Genomic DNA, 19066 nt, shown 5'->3' with positions numbered 1-19066 from the left:
TACAGGTCTCAATAGATCTTGGGCACATACAGTTCATCCGGCAGCACCTGGCGCTCGTAGTCGGGGTTGTACTTGCGGTCCGGCAGATCCACCTTCTCGTGCTGCACCTCGTCATAGGGGATCTTGGTCAGCAGATGCTCGATGCAATTCAGCCGCTCGCGTTTTTTGTCATTTCCTTCAACGATGTACCATGGCGCCTCGGGAATGTTGGTACGCTTGAACATCTCCTCCTTGGCCTTGGTGTACTGTTCCCAGCGAATCCGGCTTTCCAGATCCATCGGTGACAGTTTCCACTGCTTCATCGGATCGTGAATGCGCATCATGAACCGAAGCTGCTGCTCCTCGTCGGTGATCGAGAACCAGTATTTCAGCAGGATAATGCCTGAGCGCACCAGCATCCGTTCAAATTCCGGAATATCCTGAAAGAACTGCTCCACCTGGTCATCGCTGGCAAAGCCCATCACCCGCTCGACGCCGGCCCGATTGTACCAGGACCGGTCAAACAGCACGATCTCGCCGCCCGCCGGCAGATGCGGCACATAGCGCTGAAAATACCATTGGCTTTGCTCGCGGCGGTTCGGTGCCGGCAGCGCCACCACCCGCGCCACCCGCGGGTCCAGCCGCTGGGTGATCCGCTTGATCACCCCGCCCTTGCCCGCCGCATCGCGGCCTTCAAACAGGATACAGACCTTGGCGCCCGAGTTCTGCACCCAGTCTTGCACCTTGATCAGCTCCGCTTGCAGCCGCAGAAGATTGCGGAAATAGATCTGCCGGTCGAGCATCTCCGGGTGCTGTTCGCGGTAGATCTTGCGGATCTCCTGGCTCAGCATCGGCTCCGAGAATTCAATCTCGATATCCTCGTCCAGCGTGTCCTGCAGCTCCGCTTCCAGCCAATCGAGGGATGCGGTTTCAAATTCGCGGGTCACGGGCAGGGTTCCTTCCTTGTCAAGTCGTGCAAACGCCGTCTTATACGGGCGGCATGTGACTGTTTGATGTCACTGCGCCGAGGCAACAGACAGCAGCCATTGCGGTACGGGGTCCATCCTGCGTCCTGGCTGCGCCTTTCCCCAAGGCAACCGGAATTTCCAGCGCGGTTCAAGCGCAAAAGCCCCCGGCCGGGCCACAAGCATCAGCGCCGCATCAAACCGGCAGCGCCGTGGTCTTGAACACGGTGCGCAGCGCAAAACTCGATTGCATCTGCGCCACTCCCGGCAACCGCGCCAGATGCTGGCGGTGGATGCGGGCGAAATCCTCGGTGTTCTCCGACACCACCTTAAGGATGTAATCCGCCGTCCCCGCCATCAGGTGGCACTCCAGCACATCCGGGATCCGTGACACAGCCTTCTCGAACGCGTCCAGCACCTCATCCGCCTGGCCGGACAGGGTGATCTCGACAAACACCGTCGATGGCACGTTCATCTTGCGCGCGTCCAAAAGTGCTACATAATCCCGGATATACCCGTCCGCCTCCAGCCGCTGCACCCGGCGGTGGCAGGCCGAGGCCGACAGGTTCACCCGCTCCGACAGGTCGGCGTTGGAGATACGGCCCTGCTTTTGCAGCACCGAGAGAATGCGACGATCTGTTTCGTCCAGCGACATTTTTGCGAAGATCCTTGCTATACTTCACCAGTATACGCGAAGAATCTTCGAAAGGTATGTTTTTCTTTCGCCCAAAAAAGAAGCACATTTTGCTGGTGCTGCGGCAAAATGACCTCAGAGAGTTTTGAGGAGATACTCACATGAAAATCGGCTGCCCCACCGAGATTAAACCGCAGGAATTCCGCGTTGGCATGACCCCGGATGCTGCCCGCGAAGCCGTGTTCCACGGCCACGGCGTTGTGATCCAGAAAGGCGCCGGCCTGGGCGCCGGCTTCACCGACGAGGACTATGTGTCCGCCGGTGCGGTGATCCTGGACACCGCCGAGGAAATCTTTGCCACTGCCGACATGATCGTCAAGGTGAAGGAACCCCAGGCGGTTGAGCGCAAGATGCTGCGCGAAGGCCAGCTGCTGTTCACCTACCTGCACTTGGCGCCCGATCCGGAACAAACCCACGACCTGCTGGCGTCTGGCTGCACCGCGATTGCCTATGAAACCGTGACCGACGGCCGCGGCGGCCTGCCGCTGCTGGCGCCGATGTCCGAAGTGGCCGGCCGTCTGGCACCGCAAGTGGGTGCCTATACATTGCAAAAGGCCAACGGCGGCCGCGGCGTGCTGATGGGCGGCGTCCCCGGCGTGGCCCCGGCCAAAGTTGTTGTGATCGGCGGCGGCGTCGTCGGCACACACGCCGCCAAGATCGCAGCCGGCATGGGCGCGGATGTGACCATCCTGGACCGTTCGCTGACCCGCCTGAAATATCTCGATGACGTCTTTGGCCGCACCTTCAAGAACCAGTACTCCACCGCCGGCGCCACTGCCGAGCTGGTGCGCGACGCCGACATGGTGATCGGCGCGGTGCTGATCCCGGGCGCTGCGGCGCCGAAACTGGTGTCCCGTGCCCAGCTTGGCGAAATGAAGCCGGGTGCAGTGCTGGTGGACGTCGCCATCGACCAGGGCGGCTGCTTTGAAACCTCCAAGGCTACCACCCACGCCGACCCGATCTATGAAGTTGACGGCATCATGCACTATTGCGTGGCCAACATGCCCGGCGCCGTGGCCCGCACCTCGACCCAGGCTTTGGGCAACGCGACCCTGCCCTTCATGCTGAACCTGGCCAACAAGGGCTGGCGCAAGGCGTGCGAGGACGACCCGCACCTGCTGAACGGCCTGAACGTGCACGCAGGCCAGCTGACCTATTACGCGGTTGGCGAAGCCCTCGGCCTCGATGTGCTGTCACCAAAACTGGCGCTGAAGGCGTAATCCAGCGCTGCAAGTTGCATAATTTGAGAAAAGCCCCGTCTAGCTGGCGGGGCTTTTCAATTGCGGACATCGGGCAACTTTGAGCCATTCCACACATTGGATTGCCTGCAGCGAGCAGCCGCTTTGCTCAGGCGTTCCACGCGCTGATTATTGCATCAGCTTCCAGCTCAACCAGCCATTCCGGGTTCACAAACCGGTCTATGGCCATGATCGTGTCAACTGGCCGAACGTCACAAAAGTACTCTTTGCGCACATCAATCGCAGCTTTCCAGTTGTCGATATCTGTTAGAATAACTCTGGTGCGCACGACGTGCTGCAAACCGGAGCCTGCCTGTTCCAGTGCCGTCTTGATAACCTCAATACACTGGCGGGTCTGGGCGGCAACATCGCCAACCCCAACTGTGTTTCCATCCACGTCGACCGGCGCGGTGCCACCGATTGAGATGAACGGCCCGACCCTGACCGCGCGCGAGAATCCAACGACAGCCTCCATGGGGTTGCCATTTGAAATCAACTCCCGATCGAATTCCATGCTACGCTCCTTCTTGGATGCGGGCAGCCTAGCACAAGTTTCGCCCAAAACGGCAGGAGACGGGGATGGTCAAGACATCAGATTTCGACGCGTGGAGTGCAGGGCAAAGCTACGAACACTACATGGGAAGGTGGAGCCGCAAAATTGCGGAGGAGTTTGTTGATTGGATTGCACCTCCAGCAGACTCCGAGTGGCTTGAAATCGGATGCGGCACCGGCGCATTGACACAGACCATACTGTCGCCCGCTGCCCCCCGGTCAATTTTAGCCACTGACCAATCTGCAGATTTCGTGTCACATGCCGCTGCAGATAACAGGGATAGCCGGGCGCGTTTCGCGGTGGCAAATGCTGTGCAGATCCCGGTCACCGATGCCTCCGTGGATGTTGCCGTCTCTGCACTCGTTATGAATTTCATTTCGGACAAGAAACTGGCGCTCGCAGAAATGCGCCGCGTTTTGCGCCCGGATGGCTTGCTGGCCTTCTATGTCTGGGATTATCCCGGCAGGGGGATGGGTTTCATTGATGCTTTTTGGAAAGCGGCCGCTGAAATCGACCCCAGTGCGGCTGAGATGGATGAAGGTGCTCGGTTTCCATTTTGCCAGAAAGACGGCCTGGCGGAGATCTGCCAGGATGCCGCGATTGTTTGCACGGATATCGCTGCAATTGAGGTTGAAACCCGCTTTCCTGACTTTGAATCATTCTGGCATCCGTTCACGCTCGGCGCAGGCCCGGCGCCGGGCTATTGCAGCAACCTGCCAGAGAAGCGGCGGCAGCAGTTGAAAGAACTCCTTGCCGCCAAGCTCGGGGAGGATGGGCCAATCACCCTTCCAGCTCGTGCCTGGGCGGTAAAGGCCAACGTTTGACACAATCCGTTTTATCAGTGCCGGCTTTGTGACCAACGGATAGCCGGCATCTGCAATCGGCTGCCCCCCGCAATCCAGCCCCTCCCCTTCAGGTTGAGCCTTGACCGCCGGAACTTTCCCCGCTGCGCGCTATTGCCACAACGCTCCGTTTCCGGGACATTCGGGCACATTTATAGAAACCGGTTGGGACTGCGGGTATGGAACAGATGATTGAACAGGCGGGCGCCTATTGGCCTCTGATTGTAAACGGCGCCAAAGCGCTGGTGGTCTTGATCCTCGGCTGGATAGCGGCCGGCTGGATCAGCGGTGCGGTGCGCCGCCGCATCAACAAGACGCCGCAGATCGACCCGACATTGGGCAATTTTGCCGCCAGCGTCGTGCGCTGGGTGCTGCTGCTGGTGGTGCTGGTCGCGGTGCTTGGCATCTTCGGGATCGAGGCCACCAGTCTGGTCGCAATGCTGGGTGCGGCGACCCTGGCGATCGGCCTGGCGCTGCAGGGCACGCTCAGCGATCTGGCTGCTGGATTTATGCTGATCCTGTTCCGCCCCTACAAAATCGGCCAGTTTGTTGATATCGGCGGCACCTCCGGCACGGTGAAGGATCTGAACCTGTTCATTACTGAACTGGCCACGCCGGACAACGTGCAAATCATCGTACCGAACGGCCAGGCCTGGGGCGCAATCATCACCAATTTTTCGCATCACGACACCCGCCGTGTCGACATGGTGTTCGGCATCGATTACGGCGACAGCGCTGATACTGCCAAGTCGATTATACTCGAACAGGCCAACGCCGACGTGCGGGTGCTGAAAGATCCGGAACCTTGGGTGCGGGTGACCAATCTGGGGGACAGTTCCGTCGATCTGACGGCCCGTGTCTGGTGTGATGCGGCGGATTACTGGGAAGTGAAATTTGCTCTGACTCAAGGTGTGAAAGAGGCTTTCGACGCCAAGGATATTTCAATCCCCTATCCGCATTCTGTGGAAATAAAGAAGGAGGGCTGAGGCGCTCCCGCCCGTCTTCGGCCCTGGCGGACCTCAGCCCGTTGGGCCGGGCGCCCCGCCTTTGGCGCGGCGATCCTGCGCTGCGGCCTGGGAGGCTTGGCCTGTCCGCGCCGCCTGCGCGGCCCGTGCCGCGGCCAGCTGGGCCCGCGCGGCGCGGGCGCGGTCCTGCAATCTGTCTTCCGGCTCGGCAGGCGGCCAGCCGCACAGAACAGTATAGCCATCGGCATCGGCAAAGGCCCATTGCGCGGCCAGCAGCTGATAGCTCTTGACCTCCCAGCCGGATGCATCGCGATCGAAACGCAACCGCCAGGTGCCGCGCACCTGGACCGGCAGCCGCAGGCGCCGGATATTGTTCATCGCCTCGTGGCCGTTCATCGCTGTACGCACCCCCTGCACCCGCAGCTTCTTCATTTGCGCCACCAGCCCCGCGGCCTCGCGCATGCGGCGTCCGGCAAAGACCACCTCGATCTCCGCATCCGGCTGAACAATCCCCTTCACCACCAGATCGCCGCGGTTGTTCCGGCTGATCACCGGCACCAGCTCCAACGGCACATCCCGCACCTCGCGCTTGAACAGGCCCGCGTCCTCGATCAGCGGAGTGATTTGCAAAACAGGTCTGCGGCGGTTCGTCATGCAGTCTTCCCAAGCACTGCACCCGATGGGCACACAGCGCATTACGTAAAGTCATCGTGCGTTAAGAGACCAGTTAGGCCGCTCTACGTTAATGAACCGTTGAAGCGCGCCGCAAACCGCAAAACCGGCGCAAATAAAATCCAGCAAGGTTCAGCCGGTTTCTGCAAAGGACGCTGACACCGGCAGCTCCCGGCCCGCGCCGCGCATCGCGCGGCGCTGCGCCCAACGCTGTAACGCGCTTCCTCTGGTAGCGCCTTCTGGGGCGGGAACCTGCCGCTGCCCCGCTAAGGCTGCCCAACGGTACGCGCCATCACCAGCGACTTTCCGCCCCGGTACTGCACCTCCTGGCGCAGCTTGTAACCTGCCTTCGCCGCCAGCCTGCGCGACGCGGCATTCTCTGGGCTCAGCAGGCAAACAGTTTCCGGCCAAAGCCCGGCCGCATCCGCCCAGGCATGGGTTCGCAGCACCGCCTCCGCCGCGATCCCCCTGCCCTGTGCCTCCGGCGCCAGCACCCAGCTTGCCTCAATCGCATCGCCCAACAGCGGGTCGCACTGGCGCGGCGTGACGAAAAAACCCGTTTCGCCCAGATACCGCCCGCTGCTGCGCCCGGTGATCACCCAGACCCCGAACCCCATCGCCAGCCAGTGGCCGTGATGAAACATCAGCTTGGCCCAGGCACCCTCCGGCGTCTCAGTTTCAGGCTGGATAAACCGCACTGTATCGGGATTAGCCCACAAGGCCGCTACATCGGCAAAATCCTGCACCCGGTGCGGGCGCAGGATCAGCCGTTCCGTCTCCAGAACCGGCGGCGTCATGCAGGCAGTTTGCCCGTCAGCACATAAGCGAGGATTTCAACAACCTGGCGCGGTTCTTCCGCCACCGCCAGCGCTGCTGCGTGGACCTCTTTCAATGCATGCTGGTGTTCCGGCGGGCTGAGAACGATGACCGACTTGCCAAGGGCTGCGGCATAACCCGCATCAAAGGCCGCATTCCACTGTTTGTATTTATCGCCAAAGCGCACAACCACCACATCGGCATCGGCAATCCCCTTGCGGGTGCGGATCGCGTTGACCATCGCACCCTTGTGGTCATGCCAGTATTTATTGTCCTCGGCGCCCAGAACCGCCACGCCGCAATCGTCGCTGGCACCGTGATCTGTGACCGGCGCATTAAAGCTCACTTCCAGCCCTTTTGCGCCTTCGATGACCTGCTCCCGCCAATCGGTGTGAATCTCGCCCGAGAGATAAACCTTCAATGCCACGTTCTGTCCTTTCCTGCGCCAGCCTGCGGGGCCGCGGCCAGGGCGGCCATGACCTCTGCGTCGCTGGTTTGTGTAAAATCCCTGTAATGCACGCCGACGGCCTGGAATTCCTCCGGGCTCAGCAAGCAGAGCAGAGTATCCACCAGCGGGCGCAATTCGTCCACCGCTTCCGGCGGGGCGACGGGCACCGCTAGTATCACTTCAGCAGCACCACGCCCCTTTAGCCAGATATGCGCCGCCATGAAAGTCGCCCCGGTGGCTATTCCGTCATCCACCACAACCACCGTGCGCCCCGCCAGATCCACCGGCGCGCGCCCTTGAAGATACCGGGCGCGGCGGGCGGCGTTCTCCTCCCGCGCTTGCGCAACCTGGGATGCAAAATCCTCCGGCCTCAGGCCCGCAATCTGCAGCAGTGCATTGTTAAATATGGGATTGCTGCCCTCCGCCAGCGCGCCGGCCGCAAGCTCGGGATTTGACGGCATGCCGATCTTGCGCACCAGAAGCAGGTCCATGGGCGCCTGCAAAGCCTGCGCAACCGGCAGCGCAACAGGCGCCCCGCCCCGCGGCAGCGCCAGCACCACAGGGTCTCTCACTGGCAGTTCAGCCAATTGCCCGGCCAGCTGGAGCCCGGCGGAAATCCGGTCCTCGAACATCAAAGCCTCCGCCCTGTAAGCTAGGGCTGGCAAGCAAAAAGCAAATGCTCAGCGCCGCCGCGCCACCAGATAGCGGCCTGGCGTGTCCGCCGGGTAATTGCCGGCCTCAATGATGTCGAACCCGGCCCGCTGCACCGCCGCTTCCAGCGTTCGTATATCGATGAAATCAACATAGCTGGGCGCATAGCGCGCCAGCCGCATCAGCGGGATGGCGACCTGAAACATCCGGTACTTCCAACTGCCCCGCATCTCTCCCAGACAGGGGGTTTTGGAGATGAACAGCCCGCCGGGCGCCAGCCGCGCCGCCACACCGTCCAGTACCGCGTCCAGATCCGGCAGCAAATGCAGCAGGTTATGCGCCAACACCGCATCAAACGGGCCCTTCGGCGCCTCGCCAGCGCTGCTGCATTGAAACTCCACATTTCTGGCACCAGCGTCCCAAGCCCGCTCGCGGCCGACCTCCAGCATCGCCTCCGACAGATCGGTTGCAGTGATTTTGGAGACGCTGCGCGCCAGCTCAATCGCGGTGGAACCGGTGCCGCAACCCAGTTCAAGCACATTGTCTTCGGCTTTCAGATAGGACCGGGTCCGCTCCAGCGCATAGCGGTATGCGTCTTCGTCGCGGATCGCTGACTTGGCGTACTTCGGGGCGATCTTGTTCCAAAATCGGGCGTCGGCTGTCATCGCGGATCTCCTTGGTTGCCGGAACCCTACCCATGCAGGAACCACAGATAAATTGCCGAAATCCGCAGGGTTGTTATACGTATTTGCATGAAGAGCCCCGACTGGAACCATATCCGCGCCTTTCTGGCCACGGCTGAGGCCGGCTCGCTATCGGCAGCGGCACGCCAGCTGGGCCTTACCCAGCCTACTCTGTCACGCCAGGTGGCCGCCCTTGAAGGTGAGCTGGGCGTGCTGCTGTTCGAGCGCCTTGGCCGCACCCTGGCCCTGACCGAGGCAGGGCATGAGCTGCTCTCCCACAGCCGCAAGATGGGAGCGGCCGCCGACGGGCTGTGTCTTGCTGCAACCGGCCAGGCGCAATCCATTGATGGCACGGTGCGGATCACCGCCTCGGATGTGATGTCCGCCCATGTGCTGCCGCCGGTGCTGCAGCAACTGCGCCAGCGCGCGCCAAGGCTTACCATCGATGTGGTTGCCGCCAATGATATCCGCGACCTGATGCGGCGCGAGGCCGATATCGCCATCCGCCATGTCCGCCCCGAACAGCCCGAGCTGATCGCCCGCCTGGTGCAGGAAGCCTCCGGCCATTTCTATGCCGCCAATAGCTATTTGAACCGGCGCGGCCGCCCGTCTTCCTATCAGGAACTGGCGGGTCATGATTTCGTCAGCTTCGGCGATACGGAACGGATGATCGGCTACCTTGATCCGATGGGCATACCTGTCACTCCAGATAATTTCCGCATCGGATCCAACAGCGGCCTGGTCGCTTGGGAGCTGGTTCGGCAGGGGTTTGGCATCACCCCGATGTCAGATGAAGTTGCCGCCGCCACACCGGAGGTCGAGCGCCTGCTGCCCGGAAGCGGTGCGATCACTTTTCCGGTCTGGCTCACCACCCACCGCGAACTGCATACCAGCCGCCGGATCCGGCTGGTGTTCGACCTGCTGGCCGAGTTCTTCTCCGGCAGGTGACGCAAAGAAAAGGCAGCGCCCCAACGGGTGCGCTGCCCAAAAGTTTTTCGAAAACTTTTGCCAAGACTTTTCTCAAAAGTCTTGCTCCCTGCGTTAGCCCCGCAAGGTGCCACCGGTGGCCTTGGTCACCTTGGCAATGATTTTGCCGCTCACCGCTTCAATGTCCTTTTCCTTCAGCGTCTTGTCGCTGGGCTGCAGCCGCACAGTGATCGCCAGCGACTTCTTGCCCTCGCCCAGGGAACCGCCGATGAATTCGTCAAAGACGCGCACATCTGCAATCAGCGTTTTATCAGCTCCAGCCGCGGCATTGACCAGGGTCAGCGCCTCAACCTCAGCATCAACAACAAAGGCAAAGTCCCGTTCCACCGCTTGCAGGTCGCTGATGCCCAGCGCCGGGCGGCTGGCGCCGGAGTTGCGCGGCATCGGGATCTCATCCGGCCAGATGGTAAAACCCACAGCCGCACCTTTGATCCCCATCTCTTTCAGCACCTTGGGATGCAGTTCGCCAAACACGCCAAGCGTCTTCTTCGGACCCAGGCAGATGCGTCCATGACGGCCCGGATGCCACCAGGACTGCGCCCCGCGCAGGATCTGCACTTTGGCCGGCGCGCCGATGGCAGCCAGAACCGCCTCGATGTCAGCCTTGGCATCATAGAGATCAACGGCGCGCGACGCGCCATGCACGTCCTTCGGGCCGGTGCGGCCGACCAGCAGGCCGGAAATCAGGTTGTGCTGCTCGCCCGGCTCTCCGCCGTGGAAGGCGGGACCTGCCTCAAACAGGGCCAGATCCATGTATCCGCGCGCCTGATTGCGGGCCGCCGCCTGCAACAGGCCCGGCAACAGCGCCGGGCGCATATGCGACATCTCGGTTGAGATCGGGTTCGCCAGCATGGTGGCATCCCCGCCGCCGCCGAACAGCGCAGCGGATGCCTTGTCGATGAAGGTGTAGCTGACCACCTCGTTATAGCCGAGGCTGGCGCAAGTGCGGCGCGCCATCTGCTGGCGGCGCTGCTGCGGGGTCATCACCGGTTTCGGAATGCCGTCGGTCAGGCGCGGCAGCGGCTTCCCTTGCAGCTTGGTCAGCGAAGCAATCCGCGCCACCTCTTCCACCAAGTCGGCTTCGCCCTGCACATCCGGGCGCCAGCTCGGCACATGCGCCATGCTGCCCTCCAGGCGGAAGCCCAGGCGGGTCAGGGTCTGGCGCTGGTCGCTTTCCGGGATCTCCATCCCGACCAGCGACTGCACCCGGCCGGAATCCAGCTTGTAGGCCCGCGAATGATCCGGCACGTCACCGGCGATCACCACCTCGGACGGCTCCCCGCCGCAGAGGTCCAGAATCATCTGGGTCGCCCGGTGCAGGCCTTCGATGGTGTATTCCGGATCCACGCCGCGCTCAAAGCGGTAGCGCGCATCCGAATTGATTTTCAGTGCCCGGCCCGCCATGGCAATCTGCACGTGATCCCAGAACGCGCTCTCCAGGAACACATCCACGGTTTCCTCGGTGCAGCCGGTTTCTTCGCCGCCCATGATGCCGCCAATGCTTTCGGAGCCATTGGCATCCGAAATCACCATCTGGCCCGCGCCGAATGTGTATTCCTTCTCATCAAGCGCCTTCAGCGTCTCGCCGCCCTGCGCGCGGTGAACCCGCAGGTCGCCCGAGACCTTGGCGGCATCAAACACATGCAGCGGGCGGTTCTGATCGAAGGTGAAGAAGTTGGTGATATCCACCAGCGCCGAAATCGGGCGCAGGCCGATTGCCTTCAGCCGGTCCTGCAGCCACTGCGGGCTGGGGCCGTTCTTCACGCCCTTGATCACCCGGCCGGCAAACAGCGGGCAGCCATCCAGCGTGTCGGCATCGATGGTCACCTTGATCGGGCTTGCAAAATCACCCGGCACCGCCTCAAACGCGCGGGTTTTCAATGTGCCGAGGCCGCGCGCCGCCAGGTCACGGGCGATGCCGTAGACACCCAGCGCATCGGGGCGGTTCGGGGTGATGGCGATCTCGATCACCGGATCGACCTTGGCCGGATCGTTTTCCGCCAGCCAGTCCACGAACCTGTCGCCCACCGCGCCCGAAGGCAGCTCGATGATGCCGTCATGCTCGTCCGACAGCTCCAGCTCACGCTCAGACGCCATCATTCCGAAGCTTTCGACGCCGCGGATCTTGCCGACACCGATGGTGATGTCGAGGCCGGGGATGTACATGCCCGGCTTGCAGACCACCACGGTGATGCCTTCCCGCGCGTTGGGCGCGCCGCAGATGATCTGCAGCTCGCCTTCGTCGGTGTCCACCTTGCAAACCCGCAGCTTGTCGGCGTCGGGGTGCTTCTCGGCGTGTGTCACATAGCCAAGCTTGAAATCCTTCAGCGCGTCGCCCGGATTGACGACCCCTTCGACCTCAAGACCCAGATCGGTCAGGGCATCAGTGATCTCTTCCACCGAGGCGTCGGTGTCGAGGTGGTCTTTCAGCCAGGAAAGCGTGAATTTCATCGGTCGGGGACCCCTTGGCAGACATGCAGTTTGCCAGAGGCAATGGCAAAGAATGGCGCAAGGTTCAAGGGTTCAGCACGCCCGCACTCAAGGATAGCTGGGAGTGAGGTTCAAAAGCTCATCCAATTGCCGCCCGATCCAGCCATGCGGGATGAAATGGCCGCCGGGATGGGTGTCCAGCACTACCTGCCCTCCGGCGCAATCGCGCCATTCGGTGCGCGACAGCGTCAGGAACTCCACCACCTGCCAATTGCCAGCGTCCTGTCCGGTACCGCATTCCAGCTTGGCCCGCCACAGCCCCATGGGCGCTGCCTGCCCGCCCAGCCTGTCGTTTGGAAAGGGCATCACCGTGTCGCTCACCCCATGCACATGTCGCACTTCGCGCGGCGCTTGCGGGCAGGTTTCGCCCGGCGGGAACGCCCCAGAAACCCCCAAGAGCGCCGCCACCTGGTTACCGCTTTGACAGGCATAGCGCCAAGCCATGGCCGAGCCATAGGAGTAGCCCGAGACATAGATGTTTTTCCTATCAACCGGATAACGTTTGGCGACATCCTCCAGCACCTGATTGGCAAAGGCGACATCCTCCGTCCCGGCAGACCAGAAATCCCAGGTCTTGCGCCGCCCGTTCGGCGTCACCAGCAAGATACCGCGCCGCTTGGTCGAGGCCCCCACCCGGCCGCTGCGCTGCGCATTGACCCCGGTCCGCGCCCAGCTGTGGAAATGCAACAGCACCGGCAAGGGCGAGCCCCCATCCCAGCCCTGCGGCTCCATCACGTGATAAGAGCGTTCACCCAGCGGGCAGGCGGTTTCGCCATGGCAGTCAGAGGCTTGCGACGGCCCCATCGCCGCAACGGCGGAGGGCAGCGGGGAAAGAAAGTACTGCTCGGATCATCTACACGAGATTAACCAAGGAAGGCCAAGTGTCACGTCACATGTTTGTGGGATCAACACGAGCCTGCAAGCCGCGCCATCGCCTGACCGCGGGCTGGCGATTCAACGCTGGTGTTTGGCTGTTTATGCCAGCCAAGTCCTTAGAACATCAAGCTTTGCGCTGGCGGCCCCAAATCGCCTGCCCGTGCGGGCGGTCAGGCGATGGCGCGGCGGCCTCTCGGCCTTGATTCCGCGCTCGGCGCTACGTTCAACCAGTGCAAAAATTCACGGAGCATCGCGCCGGACCCGAGGGTGGGCGCAATCGCGCCCGCCTTGGGGGCGGGTCGGGCGCGATGCGGGGCTGCGCCCCGCGAAACATTGTAGAGTATTAGTTGAATACCGTTCAGTTCGAACTCATCCGTCCTTTGGCAATCTCGTCTTCCCACTATACCCAAACATTGACCACCCCAGAGCATCTCGCCGCATCTCCAAGATAATGTCGTTATGCGCTTTCGCAGCTTCCTGAAAAGCTGGGTGCAGCGCCTCACTATTGGGAGAAAGTAATTTATCGGCTTCGTCTAGGAGCACCAAATATCTGTTAACTGCCTGCATGACGGGAGGGGCGGCATAGAGGCAGAGCTTTCCGTAAAACGCTTGGAACGTATCCGCTCGCTCGATTTCACGCTCTGGCGTCCAATCTTTGCAAGCTTCATTTGGTCCAGGGCAAGCTACAAGAAACTCTTCGTAAACACGTCTTTTGTCAGCCAGTACAGCTTCTGATTGGCTGAACATACGCCCAAATAAAAAACTAAAAGCCGCGAGAAGTAGCCCGCCGAAGCCGAGGGCTACCTCTATGATACTCACCGCGACAAACCGCCATGCAGCGCCGGCATGTCCAGGCTCTGGAAACCATAGTGGCGCAGCCAGCGCAGGTCGCTGTCGAAGAAGGCGCGCAGGTCGGGGATGCCGTATTTCAGCATCGCCAGACGGTCGATGCCAATGCCGAAGGCAAAGCCCTGATAGATCTCCGGATCAATGCCGCCGGCCGCGATGACCTTGGGGTGCACCATGCCGGAGCCGAGGATTTCCATCCAGTCGTCGCCCTCGCCGATCTTCAGCGCACCGCCCTCCCAGGAACAGCGGATATCGACTTCGGCGGACGGTTCGGTGAAGGGGAAATGCGAGGCGCGGAAGCGCAGCTCGACGTCGTCCACCTCAAAGAAGGATTTGACAAACTCCTCCAGCACCCACTTGAGGTTCGCCATCGAGATGTCCTTGTCCAGCGCCAGGCCTTCGACCTGGTGGAACATCGGCGTGTGGGTCTGATCGTAATCGGCGCGGTAGACACCGCCCGGACAGATGATGCGCAGCGGCGCGCCCATCTTCTCCATCGAGCGGATCTGCACCGGCGACGTGTGGGTGCGCAGCACATGCGGCGGGCGGTCGTCGCCCTCGGCGCGGTGCATGTAGAACGTGTCCATCTCGGCGCGCGCCGGGTGGTGGCCGGGGATGTTCAGAGCATCGAAGTTGTACCAGTCGGTGTCGATCCGCGGGCCTTCGGCCACGGAAAAGCCCAGCTCGGCAAAGATCGCGGTGATCTCTTCCTGCACCTGGCTGATCGGATGCAGGCTGCCTTGGCGCGACGGGCGCGACGGCAGAGTGACGTCCAGCCACTCGGTGCGCAGGCGCTCATCCAGAGCGGCATCTTCCAGCCCGGATTTCTTGGCCGCCAGGGCCGAGTTGATCTCATCCTTCAGCGCGTTCAGCGCCGGGCCTGCGACCTGACGTTCTTCCGGGGTCATCTTACCCAGCTCGCGCATCTTCAGCGCCACTTCGCCCTTCTTGCCCACGGCGGCAAGGCGGATCGCTTCCAGTGCGGACTCGTCCGCGGCCTCTGCAATCTGACCCAGGTATTTGGCTTTAAGATCGTCCATAACGGCCCCTCGAATTCTGCTTGTGCTCTGCTACCACAAGGGCGGGCGAAAGCAAGAGGGCCAGGGTGCATGCCGGCCGGATGTGGCACTGCGGCGTGCCCGGCCCTGAAATCACGCCCGTTTTATGGTATGCTCCGCCTGCATCATTTCAGCTGCAGCAACCGGAGGACAGTCATGGCACATGTGGATTGGTACATCGAGGGGCGCAGCTTCGGGAACTGCAACTGCAACTACGGCTGCCCCTGCCAGTTCGAGGATCTTCCCACCCACGGAAATTGCACCGGGTTCGAGGTGATCCATATCGACAAGGGCCATTTCGGCGACATCGACCTGACCGGCACCCGCGCCGCCGTTCTTTACGCTTGGCCAGGCCCGATCTTCGAGGGCAAGGGTGCATTGCAGCTGATTGTCGACGACCGTGCCAGCAATGCTCAGCGCGAAGCGCTCTCCACCGTGATGCTCGGCGGCGAAACGGATGAAGAAGCCACCCACTGGTGGGTGTTCCGCGCCATGTGCGACACTGTGCACGAAACGCTGATCAAGCGGATCGACTATCAGGCCGACATTGAAAGCCGCACCGCCAAAGTGGACATCGAGAGCTTGTTGCACGCGACCGGCCGCCCGATCCAGGCCCCGCATGGCGGTGGCGAACACCGGGTCCGCATCGACATCCCCGGCGGCATTGAGTTCACCCTGGCCGAGGTGGGCAGCGGCTCCACCAAATCCACCGCGGCGATCAAGCTGGAATTGGATGACAGCTATGGCCAATGGGCCATTATCCGCCACGGCCCCCACGGGGTTGCCGCCTAGGCTTCCCGGCCCTTCTTTGGCTGCTTCTTCCAGCGTTTGCGGTTTAACGGATACAGGAACTGCCGCCAGTATCCGTTTGGCACCGTATCGCCCGCCACGCCGTATTTGGCGGGCCAGGCTTCCTCCGGCAGGTGATGGGTGCCGAACAACCAGTCATACAGCGGAAAATGCGAGGCATAGTTGATGTCGATCGCCGCCCGCTCGCTGCCGTGATGCCAGTGGTGATAGCGCGGCGTGACCAGAAACCGTTCCAGAAAGCCCAGCTTCCAGCCGATGTTGGCGTGGATGAAGCTGGAGTAGAAATAAACGATCAGCAGATAGGCCTGGATCGCTTCCGGTTTGAAGCCCAGGGTGAACATCGGCACCGCTGTCAGCCCGCGCAGCACCGCGATCTCGATGAAGTGCATCCGCGCGCCGGCCAGCCAGTCAATCTTCTTGGCGGAATGGTGGATGGCATGGAAATGCCACAGCGCCGGGAACGTATGGAATGCCCGGTGCACCCAGTACTGAACGAAATCCGTTGCCGCCATGACGATCAGCACCTGCACCGCAAACGGCAGATTGGTGATATGGGCGCGGATGCCCTCCAGATCCGCGTTTGCATTGACATAGCTTGCAGGTGCCAGTGTCAGGAATGTCAGCACTTGCACCAGCATTGAGCTGACCAGGTAATAGAACATGTCCTCACGCCATTCGGTGCGGAAAACCGTCTGTTCCGGCCGCGCCGCAAAATACCGCTCCAGCGGCACAAACAGAAAGCCGACAAGCAGAACGTTGACGATAAAGTAATCAAGCCCGAAATACAGGCTCTGCGATGTGTCATCTGCGTGCTGCGGCTGCGCGGCCGCCATCAGCGAGGCAACAACCGACAGCCCCAGCGCCGCCCAGCCCAGGCTTTTCTGGCGGCTCAGGATCAGGCTCAGCAGCGACAACGCATACCCCGCCAGCAGCACAAACCGGAGAAAGGCGGTGACATAGCCGCTGGAATGCACAAAGGCGATCTGCGGATAGGAGAAGGTCTCCGGGTACCAGCGCAGCAGCACCAGCAGCAGCCCGGTGACTGCCGCCAGCAGCGCCATCGATCCCGACAGCCAGCCGCTGCCCAACGGCCGCGCCTCGCGCGGGGTTTCCAGTTGCGCAATCACATCGCGGATGAATTTCATGGCTGCCTCAATCATCTCAAATCCGGCGCAACCTGCCACATCGCCGCCCGCAGTGCGATTATGGAAATCAATACGGGAAACCGCCGCCCTTCCGGGCAGCGGTTCCATAAAATCCATGCCAGCGCGTCAGCATCCTGATGCCGCTGCCTTTGCGTCAGTAGCTGAGCTTGACCGCAGTGCCGCTGGCCGCCCGGCAGCCCCAGCTGAGCGGGCAGATGCCGACGTCGCCGATCTCTGCATTGATCACCGCGTCTGCCCCCAGCTTTGCCGCCTCAATACGCAGTTTCTGCTCCGCATCGGCAACAGTCGGCGCCGGGTGGAAGGCGGTTGGCTTGCCCACCGATGTCTTCACCGGGCCAAGCACCTGGAAGCTGCCGCCATTGATGCTTGCTCCGCGTTCAAGGAGGATCTGGTCAACCGGGGTGGCGGTGGCTTGCGCTGCCGCCTGCGACTGCTTTTCCAGCTGCGACGGGTAGCTGAATTCGTCACCGCAGGCAGCCAGGGCCAGCAAGGGCAACAGAAGGAAAGTCTTTTTCATCATGTAACTCCGCGGATTTCATGCTTGACGGCCTGGATCCGGAGCCAAGCCAAAAATAAACGGCCAGCAGGTGAATTGCGCCGCTTCAGGCTCCGGAAAAGGCCATTCTCGCCCATATCCCGCAAAAGCTGTGAAAAGGCAACCGGCCGGTTCTGCTTACACCAGCCGCCGCATCATCGACTGGAGCGCGTAGCGGCTGGCATAGCCAAGATCGCGGGCGACCCGGTCCATCCCCTCGCCCCGCGCCTGCGCCCGTAAAGCGATCTGGCAACGCAGCCGCTCCCGCCACTGGCCGAAGCTGCGGCCGGTCTGCCGGTGAAATGCCCGGGTGAACGAGCGGCGGCTCATTCCTGCCAGCGCCGCCCAATGGTCAATTGTCCGGACACTGCCCGGATCCGCCATCAGCGCATCGCACACCCGGCGCAACCGCATGTCAGGCGGGTACGGCAAGGCCAGCGGCGTGTCTGGCGCCGCCCCCAGTTCGATCAGGATCAGCTGGCTCAGGTGATGCGCCCGGGGCGGCAGCGGCCAGGGATTGCCCATCGCGCAAAGCGCCTCGATCAGCCCCGACAGCAGCGGCGGGACCGTCACCGCACGGCAAACCGCCATCGCCCCAGCGCCGGTTTCCGCCGGATCAATGTACAAGGATTGCAGCTGCACCTCTCCCACCATCCGGATTTCGTGCAGCATGGCCGCTGGCACGATCAGCCCGGACCCCGCAGGCACCGCCCAGCTGGTCCCATCGGCCTCAGCCATCATCAGCCCGGCCACGGCATAAACCAACTGGTGGCGCGGATGATCATGCCAGCTGGAGACATAGCCGTCTTTGTAGCAGCGCGCATAAGACGCCGCCCCATGCGGCAGCAACTGCACCGCATCGGACGAAGACCACCCCCTACGTAGGATATCCGCATTCTGGCCCATTTGAGCCGAAACTGACCCCATTGGCGCAGAAGGGCAAGATATCCTGCGCCCAAAAGGAGGCCAGAGCATGCAGAAAATCACCGATACCGAAACACTTGAGCACATCTACGGCACCCCGGTGCCGCGGTCGCTGAGCAAAGTCGCGCCCCGCCTGACGCCGCTGTACCAGCGCTGGATTGAGACCTCCCGCTTCCTGGTGCTGTCCACCGTCGGCCCCGAAGGCACCGACGCCAGCCCGCGTGGCGATGACGGCCCGGTGGTGCATATTGCGGACACCCGCACCCTCTGGCTGCCGGACTGGCGCGGCAACAACCGGCTCGATTCGCTGCGCAACATCGTGCGCGACCGCCGTGTCAGCCTGATGTTCATGGTGCCAGGCAGCAACAATGTGGTGCGGGTGAACGGCACCGCCTTCCTGACGGCGGATGACACCGCCCGCGCCGCCTTTGAGCGCAAGAGCCTGCGGCCTGCGACAGTGGCGGTGATCACCGTCGAAGAGCTGTACTTTCAATGCGCCAAGGCCATTATGCGCGCGCGCCTGTGGGATACGGATGCAGGCCGCCCTGACGTGCCAACCGCAGGCCAGTTCCTGAAAGAGCAGGAAGCAGGGTTCGAAGCCGAGGCCTATGACGCCGGCTATACGGAGTATGCGAAAAGCCGGATATGGTAGGGGGGCCTGCGGTGCCCAATGCTGATCGTGCTACATGAAGCAGCGAATATCTTGTGTGGATGTATATGGACCCCGCCTGATTGCAACGGTCTGGCTGGCTCTGGTCTGGAGATCACGATTGCTGATGTATATCCGGCTTCTTTGAGCGGCCCGGCATTTCGTCGCCGCGAGCCCCGATGGGTTTCCGCTCGCTTCTTCCTCAATGGCTCCCAG

The 19066-nt window shown here is 62.0% G+C and carries 22 protein-coding genes; 7 read left to right on the top strand and 15 right to left on the bottom strand.

Annotation, left to right across the window (positions count from 1 at the left end):
* Nucleotides 1-8 precede the first annotated feature (8 nt).
* Nucleotides 9-926, bottom strand: coding sequence for a polyphosphate kinase 2 (gene ppk2 / locus A2I95_RS14865; protein ID WP_291730655.1), 918 nt, complete (start codon nucleotides 924-926; stop codon nucleotides 9-11).
* 214 nt (nucleotides 927-1140) lie between these two features.
* Entirely contained in the window at nucleotides 1141-1599 is a 459-nt protein-coding gene (locus A2I95_RS14860; RefSeq protein ID WP_291730654.1) for an Lrp/AsnC family transcriptional regulator, read from the bottom strand.
* A 140-nt stretch (nucleotides 1600-1739) separates the two neighbouring features.
* On the opposite strand from A2I95_RS14860, the gene ald reads away from it, so the two are divergent.
* The gene (gene ald, locus A2I95_RS14855) at nucleotides 1740-2858 is read left to right on the top strand and encodes an alanine dehydrogenase (protein ID WP_291730653.1); all 1119 of its coding nucleotides are present in this window, start codon (nucleotides 1740-1742) and stop codon (nucleotides 2856-2858) included.
* A 127-nt stretch (nucleotides 2859-2985) separates the two neighbouring features.
* Here ald and A2I95_RS14850 read toward each other — a convergent pair whose 3' ends face one another.
* Nucleotides 2986-3390, bottom strand: coding sequence for a RidA family protein (locus tag A2I95_RS14850; RefSeq protein WP_291730652.1), 405 nt, complete (start codon nucleotides 3388-3390; stop codon nucleotides 2986-2988).
* A gap of 65 nt (nucleotides 3391-3455) precedes the next feature.
* On the opposite strand from A2I95_RS14850, the gene A2I95_RS14845 reads away from it, so the two are divergent.
* Entirely contained in the window at nucleotides 3456-4253 is a 798-nt protein-coding gene (locus tag A2I95_RS14845; protein WP_291730651.1) for a class I SAM-dependent methyltransferase, read from the top strand.
* A 197-nt stretch (nucleotides 4254-4450) separates the two neighbouring features.
* A complete protein-coding gene (locus tag A2I95_RS14840; protein ID WP_291730650.1) occupies nucleotides 4451-5257 on the top strand; it encodes a mechanosensitive ion channel domain-containing protein in 807 nt (268 codons plus the stop codon).
* A 33-nt stretch (nucleotides 5258-5290) separates the two neighbouring features.
* Here A2I95_RS14840 and A2I95_RS14835 read toward each other — a convergent pair whose 3' ends face one another.
* The 5 genes from A2I95_RS14835 to A2I95_RS14815 all read right to left on the bottom strand — a co-directional run bounded on the left by A2I95_RS14835 (nucleotide 5291) and on the right by A2I95_RS14815 (nucleotide 8488).
* A complete protein-coding gene (locus A2I95_RS14835; RefSeq protein ID WP_291730648.1) occupies nucleotides 5291-5890 on the bottom strand; it encodes a hypothetical protein in 600 nt (199 codons plus the stop codon).
* Nucleotides 5891-6174: 284 nt separating this feature from the next.
* On the bottom strand, nucleotides 6175-6705 hold the full coding sequence (locus A2I95_RS14830) for a GNAT family N-acetyltransferase (RefSeq protein ID WP_291730647.1): 531 nt from the start codon (nucleotides 6703-6705) through the stop codon (nucleotides 6175-6177).
* Nucleotides 6702-7151: a YtoQ family protein gene (locus A2I95_RS14825; RefSeq protein WP_291730646.1), complete on the bottom strand. Its 450-nt coding sequence runs from the start codon at nucleotides 7149-7151 to the stop codon at nucleotides 6702-6704. The genes A2I95_RS14830 and A2I95_RS14825 overlap by 4 nt, the downstream gene beginning before the upstream one ends.
* Nucleotides 7142-7804, bottom strand: coding sequence for a phosphoribosyltransferase (locus A2I95_RS14820; RefSeq protein WP_291730645.1), 663 nt, complete (start codon nucleotides 7802-7804; stop codon nucleotides 7142-7144). The genes A2I95_RS14825 and A2I95_RS14820 overlap by 10 nt, the downstream gene beginning before the upstream one ends.
* 48 nt (nucleotides 7805-7852) lie before the next feature.
* Nucleotides 7853-8488 carry a class I SAM-dependent methyltransferase gene (locus tag A2I95_RS14815; protein WP_291730644.1) on the bottom strand — a complete coding sequence of 212 codons (636 nt, stop codon included), beginning with the start codon at nucleotides 8486-8488 and terminating at the stop codon, nucleotides 7853-7855.
* Nucleotides 8489-8575: 87 nt separating this feature from the next.
* Between A2I95_RS14815 and A2I95_RS14810 the strand changes: the two genes are divergently transcribed.
* On the top strand, nucleotides 8576-9454 hold the full coding sequence (locus A2I95_RS14810) for a LysR family transcriptional regulator (protein ID WP_291730643.1): 879 nt from the start codon (nucleotides 8576-8578) through the stop codon (nucleotides 9452-9454).
* A gap of 93 nt (nucleotides 9455-9547) precedes the next feature.
* On the opposite strand, the gene pheT is transcribed toward A2I95_RS14810, so the two are convergent.
* The 4 genes from pheT to pheS all read right to left on the bottom strand — a co-directional run bounded on the left by pheT (nucleotide 9548) and on the right by pheS (nucleotide 14748).
* Nucleotides 9548-11944 carry a phenylalanine--tRNA ligase subunit beta gene (gene pheT, locus A2I95_RS14805; RefSeq protein ID WP_291730641.1) on the bottom strand — a complete coding sequence of 799 codons (2397 nt, stop codon included), beginning with the start codon at nucleotides 11942-11944 and terminating at the stop codon, nucleotides 9548-9550.
* A gap of 87 nt (nucleotides 11945-12031) precedes the next feature.
* A complete protein-coding gene (locus A2I95_RS14800) occupies nucleotides 12032-12787 on the bottom strand; it encodes a polyhydroxybutyrate depolymerase (protein WP_291730640.1) in 756 nt (251 codons plus the stop codon).
* Between the two features lie 441 nt (nucleotides 12788-13228).
* Nucleotides 13229-13678, bottom strand: coding sequence for a hypothetical protein (locus tag A2I95_RS14795; RefSeq protein ID WP_291730639.1), 450 nt, complete (start codon nucleotides 13676-13678; stop codon nucleotides 13229-13231).
* On the bottom strand, nucleotides 13675-14748 hold the full coding sequence (gene pheS, locus A2I95_RS14790; protein ID WP_291730638.1) for a phenylalanine--tRNA ligase subunit alpha: 1074 nt from the start codon (nucleotides 14746-14748) through the stop codon (nucleotides 13675-13677). Before pheS ends, A2I95_RS14795 begins: the two co-directional genes overlap by 4 nt.
* A gap of 174 nt (nucleotides 14749-14922) precedes the next feature.
* Between pheS and A2I95_RS14785 the strand changes: the two genes are divergently transcribed.
* Nucleotides 14923-15558 (top strand): DUF1326 domain-containing protein, encoded by a 636-nt coding sequence (locus tag A2I95_RS14785; RefSeq protein ID WP_291730637.1) that lies wholly within the window; start codon nucleotides 14923-14925, stop codon nucleotides 15556-15558.
* Here the strand turns inward: A2I95_RS14785 and A2I95_RS14780 are convergent.
* From A2I95_RS14780 to A2I95_RS14770, 3 genes are all read right to left on the bottom strand, one after another.
* On the bottom strand, nucleotides 15555-16721 hold the full coding sequence (locus tag A2I95_RS14780) for a sterol desaturase family protein (RefSeq protein WP_291730636.1): 1167 nt from the start codon (nucleotides 16719-16721) through the stop codon (nucleotides 15555-15557). The two genes, A2I95_RS14785 and A2I95_RS14780, sit on opposite strands and share 4 nt — an antisense overlap.
* A 154-nt stretch (nucleotides 16722-16875) precedes the next feature.
* Complete coding sequence (locus A2I95_RS14775) at nucleotides 16876-17262, bottom strand: hypothetical protein (RefSeq protein ID WP_291730635.1); 387 nt, start codon at nucleotides 17260-17262, stop codon at nucleotides 16876-16878.
* A gap of 153 nt (nucleotides 17263-17415) precedes the next feature.
* Nucleotides 17416-18132 carry a helix-turn-helix transcriptional regulator gene (locus A2I95_RS14770; RefSeq protein ID WP_291730634.1) on the bottom strand — a complete coding sequence of 239 codons (717 nt, stop codon included), beginning with the start codon at nucleotides 18130-18132 and terminating at the stop codon, nucleotides 17416-17418.
* 118 nt (nucleotides 18133-18250) lie between these two features.
* Between A2I95_RS14770 and A2I95_RS14765 the strand changes: the two genes are divergently transcribed.
* Together A2I95_RS14765 and A2I95_RS14760 are read left to right on the top strand one after the other, a co-directional pair.
* Nucleotides 18251-18853, top strand: coding sequence for a pyridoxamine 5'-phosphate oxidase family protein (locus A2I95_RS14765; protein ID WP_291730633.1), 603 nt, complete (start codon nucleotides 18251-18253; stop codon nucleotides 18851-18853).
* A gap of 18 nt (nucleotides 18854-18871) precedes the next feature.
* A partial coding sequence (locus tag A2I95_RS14760; RefSeq protein ID WP_291730632.1) for a hypothetical protein occupies nucleotides 18872-19066 on the top strand: 195 nt, incomplete at its 3' end.

This window comes from Leisingera sp. F5 (assembly GCF_001593695.1).
This window is presented reverse-complemented; position numbering and strand designations above follow the sequence as displayed.

What these genes read in the sequence shown, in the direction of transcription:
- A2I95_RS14860 (WP_291730654.1), bottom strand. Translation starts at nt 1,599, where the DNA reads ATGTCGCTGGACGAAACAGATCGTCGCATTCTCTCGGTGCTGCAAAAG.
- ald (WP_291730653.1), top strand. Translation starts at nt 1,740, where the DNA reads ATGAAAATCGGCTGCCCCACCGAGATTAAACCGCAGGAATTCCGCGTT.
- A2I95_RS14850 (WP_291730652.1), bottom strand. Translation starts at nt 3,390, where the DNA reads ATGGAATTCGATCGGGAGTTGATTTCAAATGGCAACCCCATGGAGGCT.
- A2I95_RS14845 (WP_291730651.1), top strand. Translation starts at nt 3,456, where the DNA reads ATGGTCAAGACATCAGATTTCGACGCGTGGAGTGCAGGGCAAAGCTAC.
- A2I95_RS14840 (WP_291730650.1), top strand. Translation starts at nt 4,451, where the DNA reads ATGGAACAGATGATTGAACAGGCGGGCGCCTATTGGCCTCTGATTGTA.
- A2I95_RS14835 (WP_291730648.1), bottom strand. Translation starts at nt 5,890, where the DNA reads ATGACGAACCGCCGCAGACCTGTTTTGCAAATCACTCCGCTGATCGAG.
- A2I95_RS14830 (WP_291730647.1), bottom strand. Translation starts at nt 6,705, where the DNA reads ATGACGCCGCCGGTTCTGGAGACGGAACGGCTGATCCTGCGCCCGCAC.
- A2I95_RS14820 (WP_291730645.1), bottom strand. Translation starts at nt 7,804, where the DNA reads ATGTTCGAGGACCGGATTTCCGCCGGGCTCCAGCTGGCCGGGCAATTG.
- A2I95_RS14815 (WP_291730644.1), bottom strand. Translation starts at nt 8,488, where the DNA reads ATGACAGCCGACGCCCGATTTTGGAACAAGATCGCCCCGAAGTACGCC.
- A2I95_RS14810 (WP_291730643.1), top strand. Translation starts at nt 8,576, where the DNA reads ATGAAGAGCCCCGACTGGAACCATATCCGCGCCTTTCTGGCCACGGCT.
- pheT (WP_291730641.1), bottom strand. Translation starts at nt 11,944, where the DNA reads ATGAAATTCACGCTTTCCTGGCTGAAAGACCACCTCGACACCGACGCC.
- A2I95_RS14800 (WP_291730640.1), bottom strand. Translation starts at nt 12,787, where the DNA reads ATGGGGCCGTCGCAAGCCTCTGACTGCCATGGCGAAACCGCCTGCCCG.
- pheS (WP_291730638.1), bottom strand. Translation starts at nt 14,748, where the DNA reads ATGGACGATCTTAAAGCCAAATACCTGGGTCAGATTGCAGAGGCCGCG.
- A2I95_RS14785 (WP_291730637.1), top strand. Translation starts at nt 14,923, where the DNA reads ATGGCACATGTGGATTGGTACATCGAGGGGCGCAGCTTCGGGAACTGC.
- A2I95_RS14780 (WP_291730636.1), bottom strand. Translation starts at nt 16,721, where the DNA reads ATGAAATTCATCCGCGATGTGATTGCGCAACTGGAAACCCCGCGCGAG.
- A2I95_RS14775 (WP_291730635.1), bottom strand. Translation starts at nt 17,262, where the DNA reads ATGATGAAAAAGACTTTCCTTCTGTTGCCCTTGCTGGCCCTGGCTGCC.
- A2I95_RS14765 (WP_291730633.1), top strand. Translation starts at nt 18,251, where the DNA reads ATGCAGAAAATCACCGATACCGAAACACTTGAGCACATCTACGGCACC.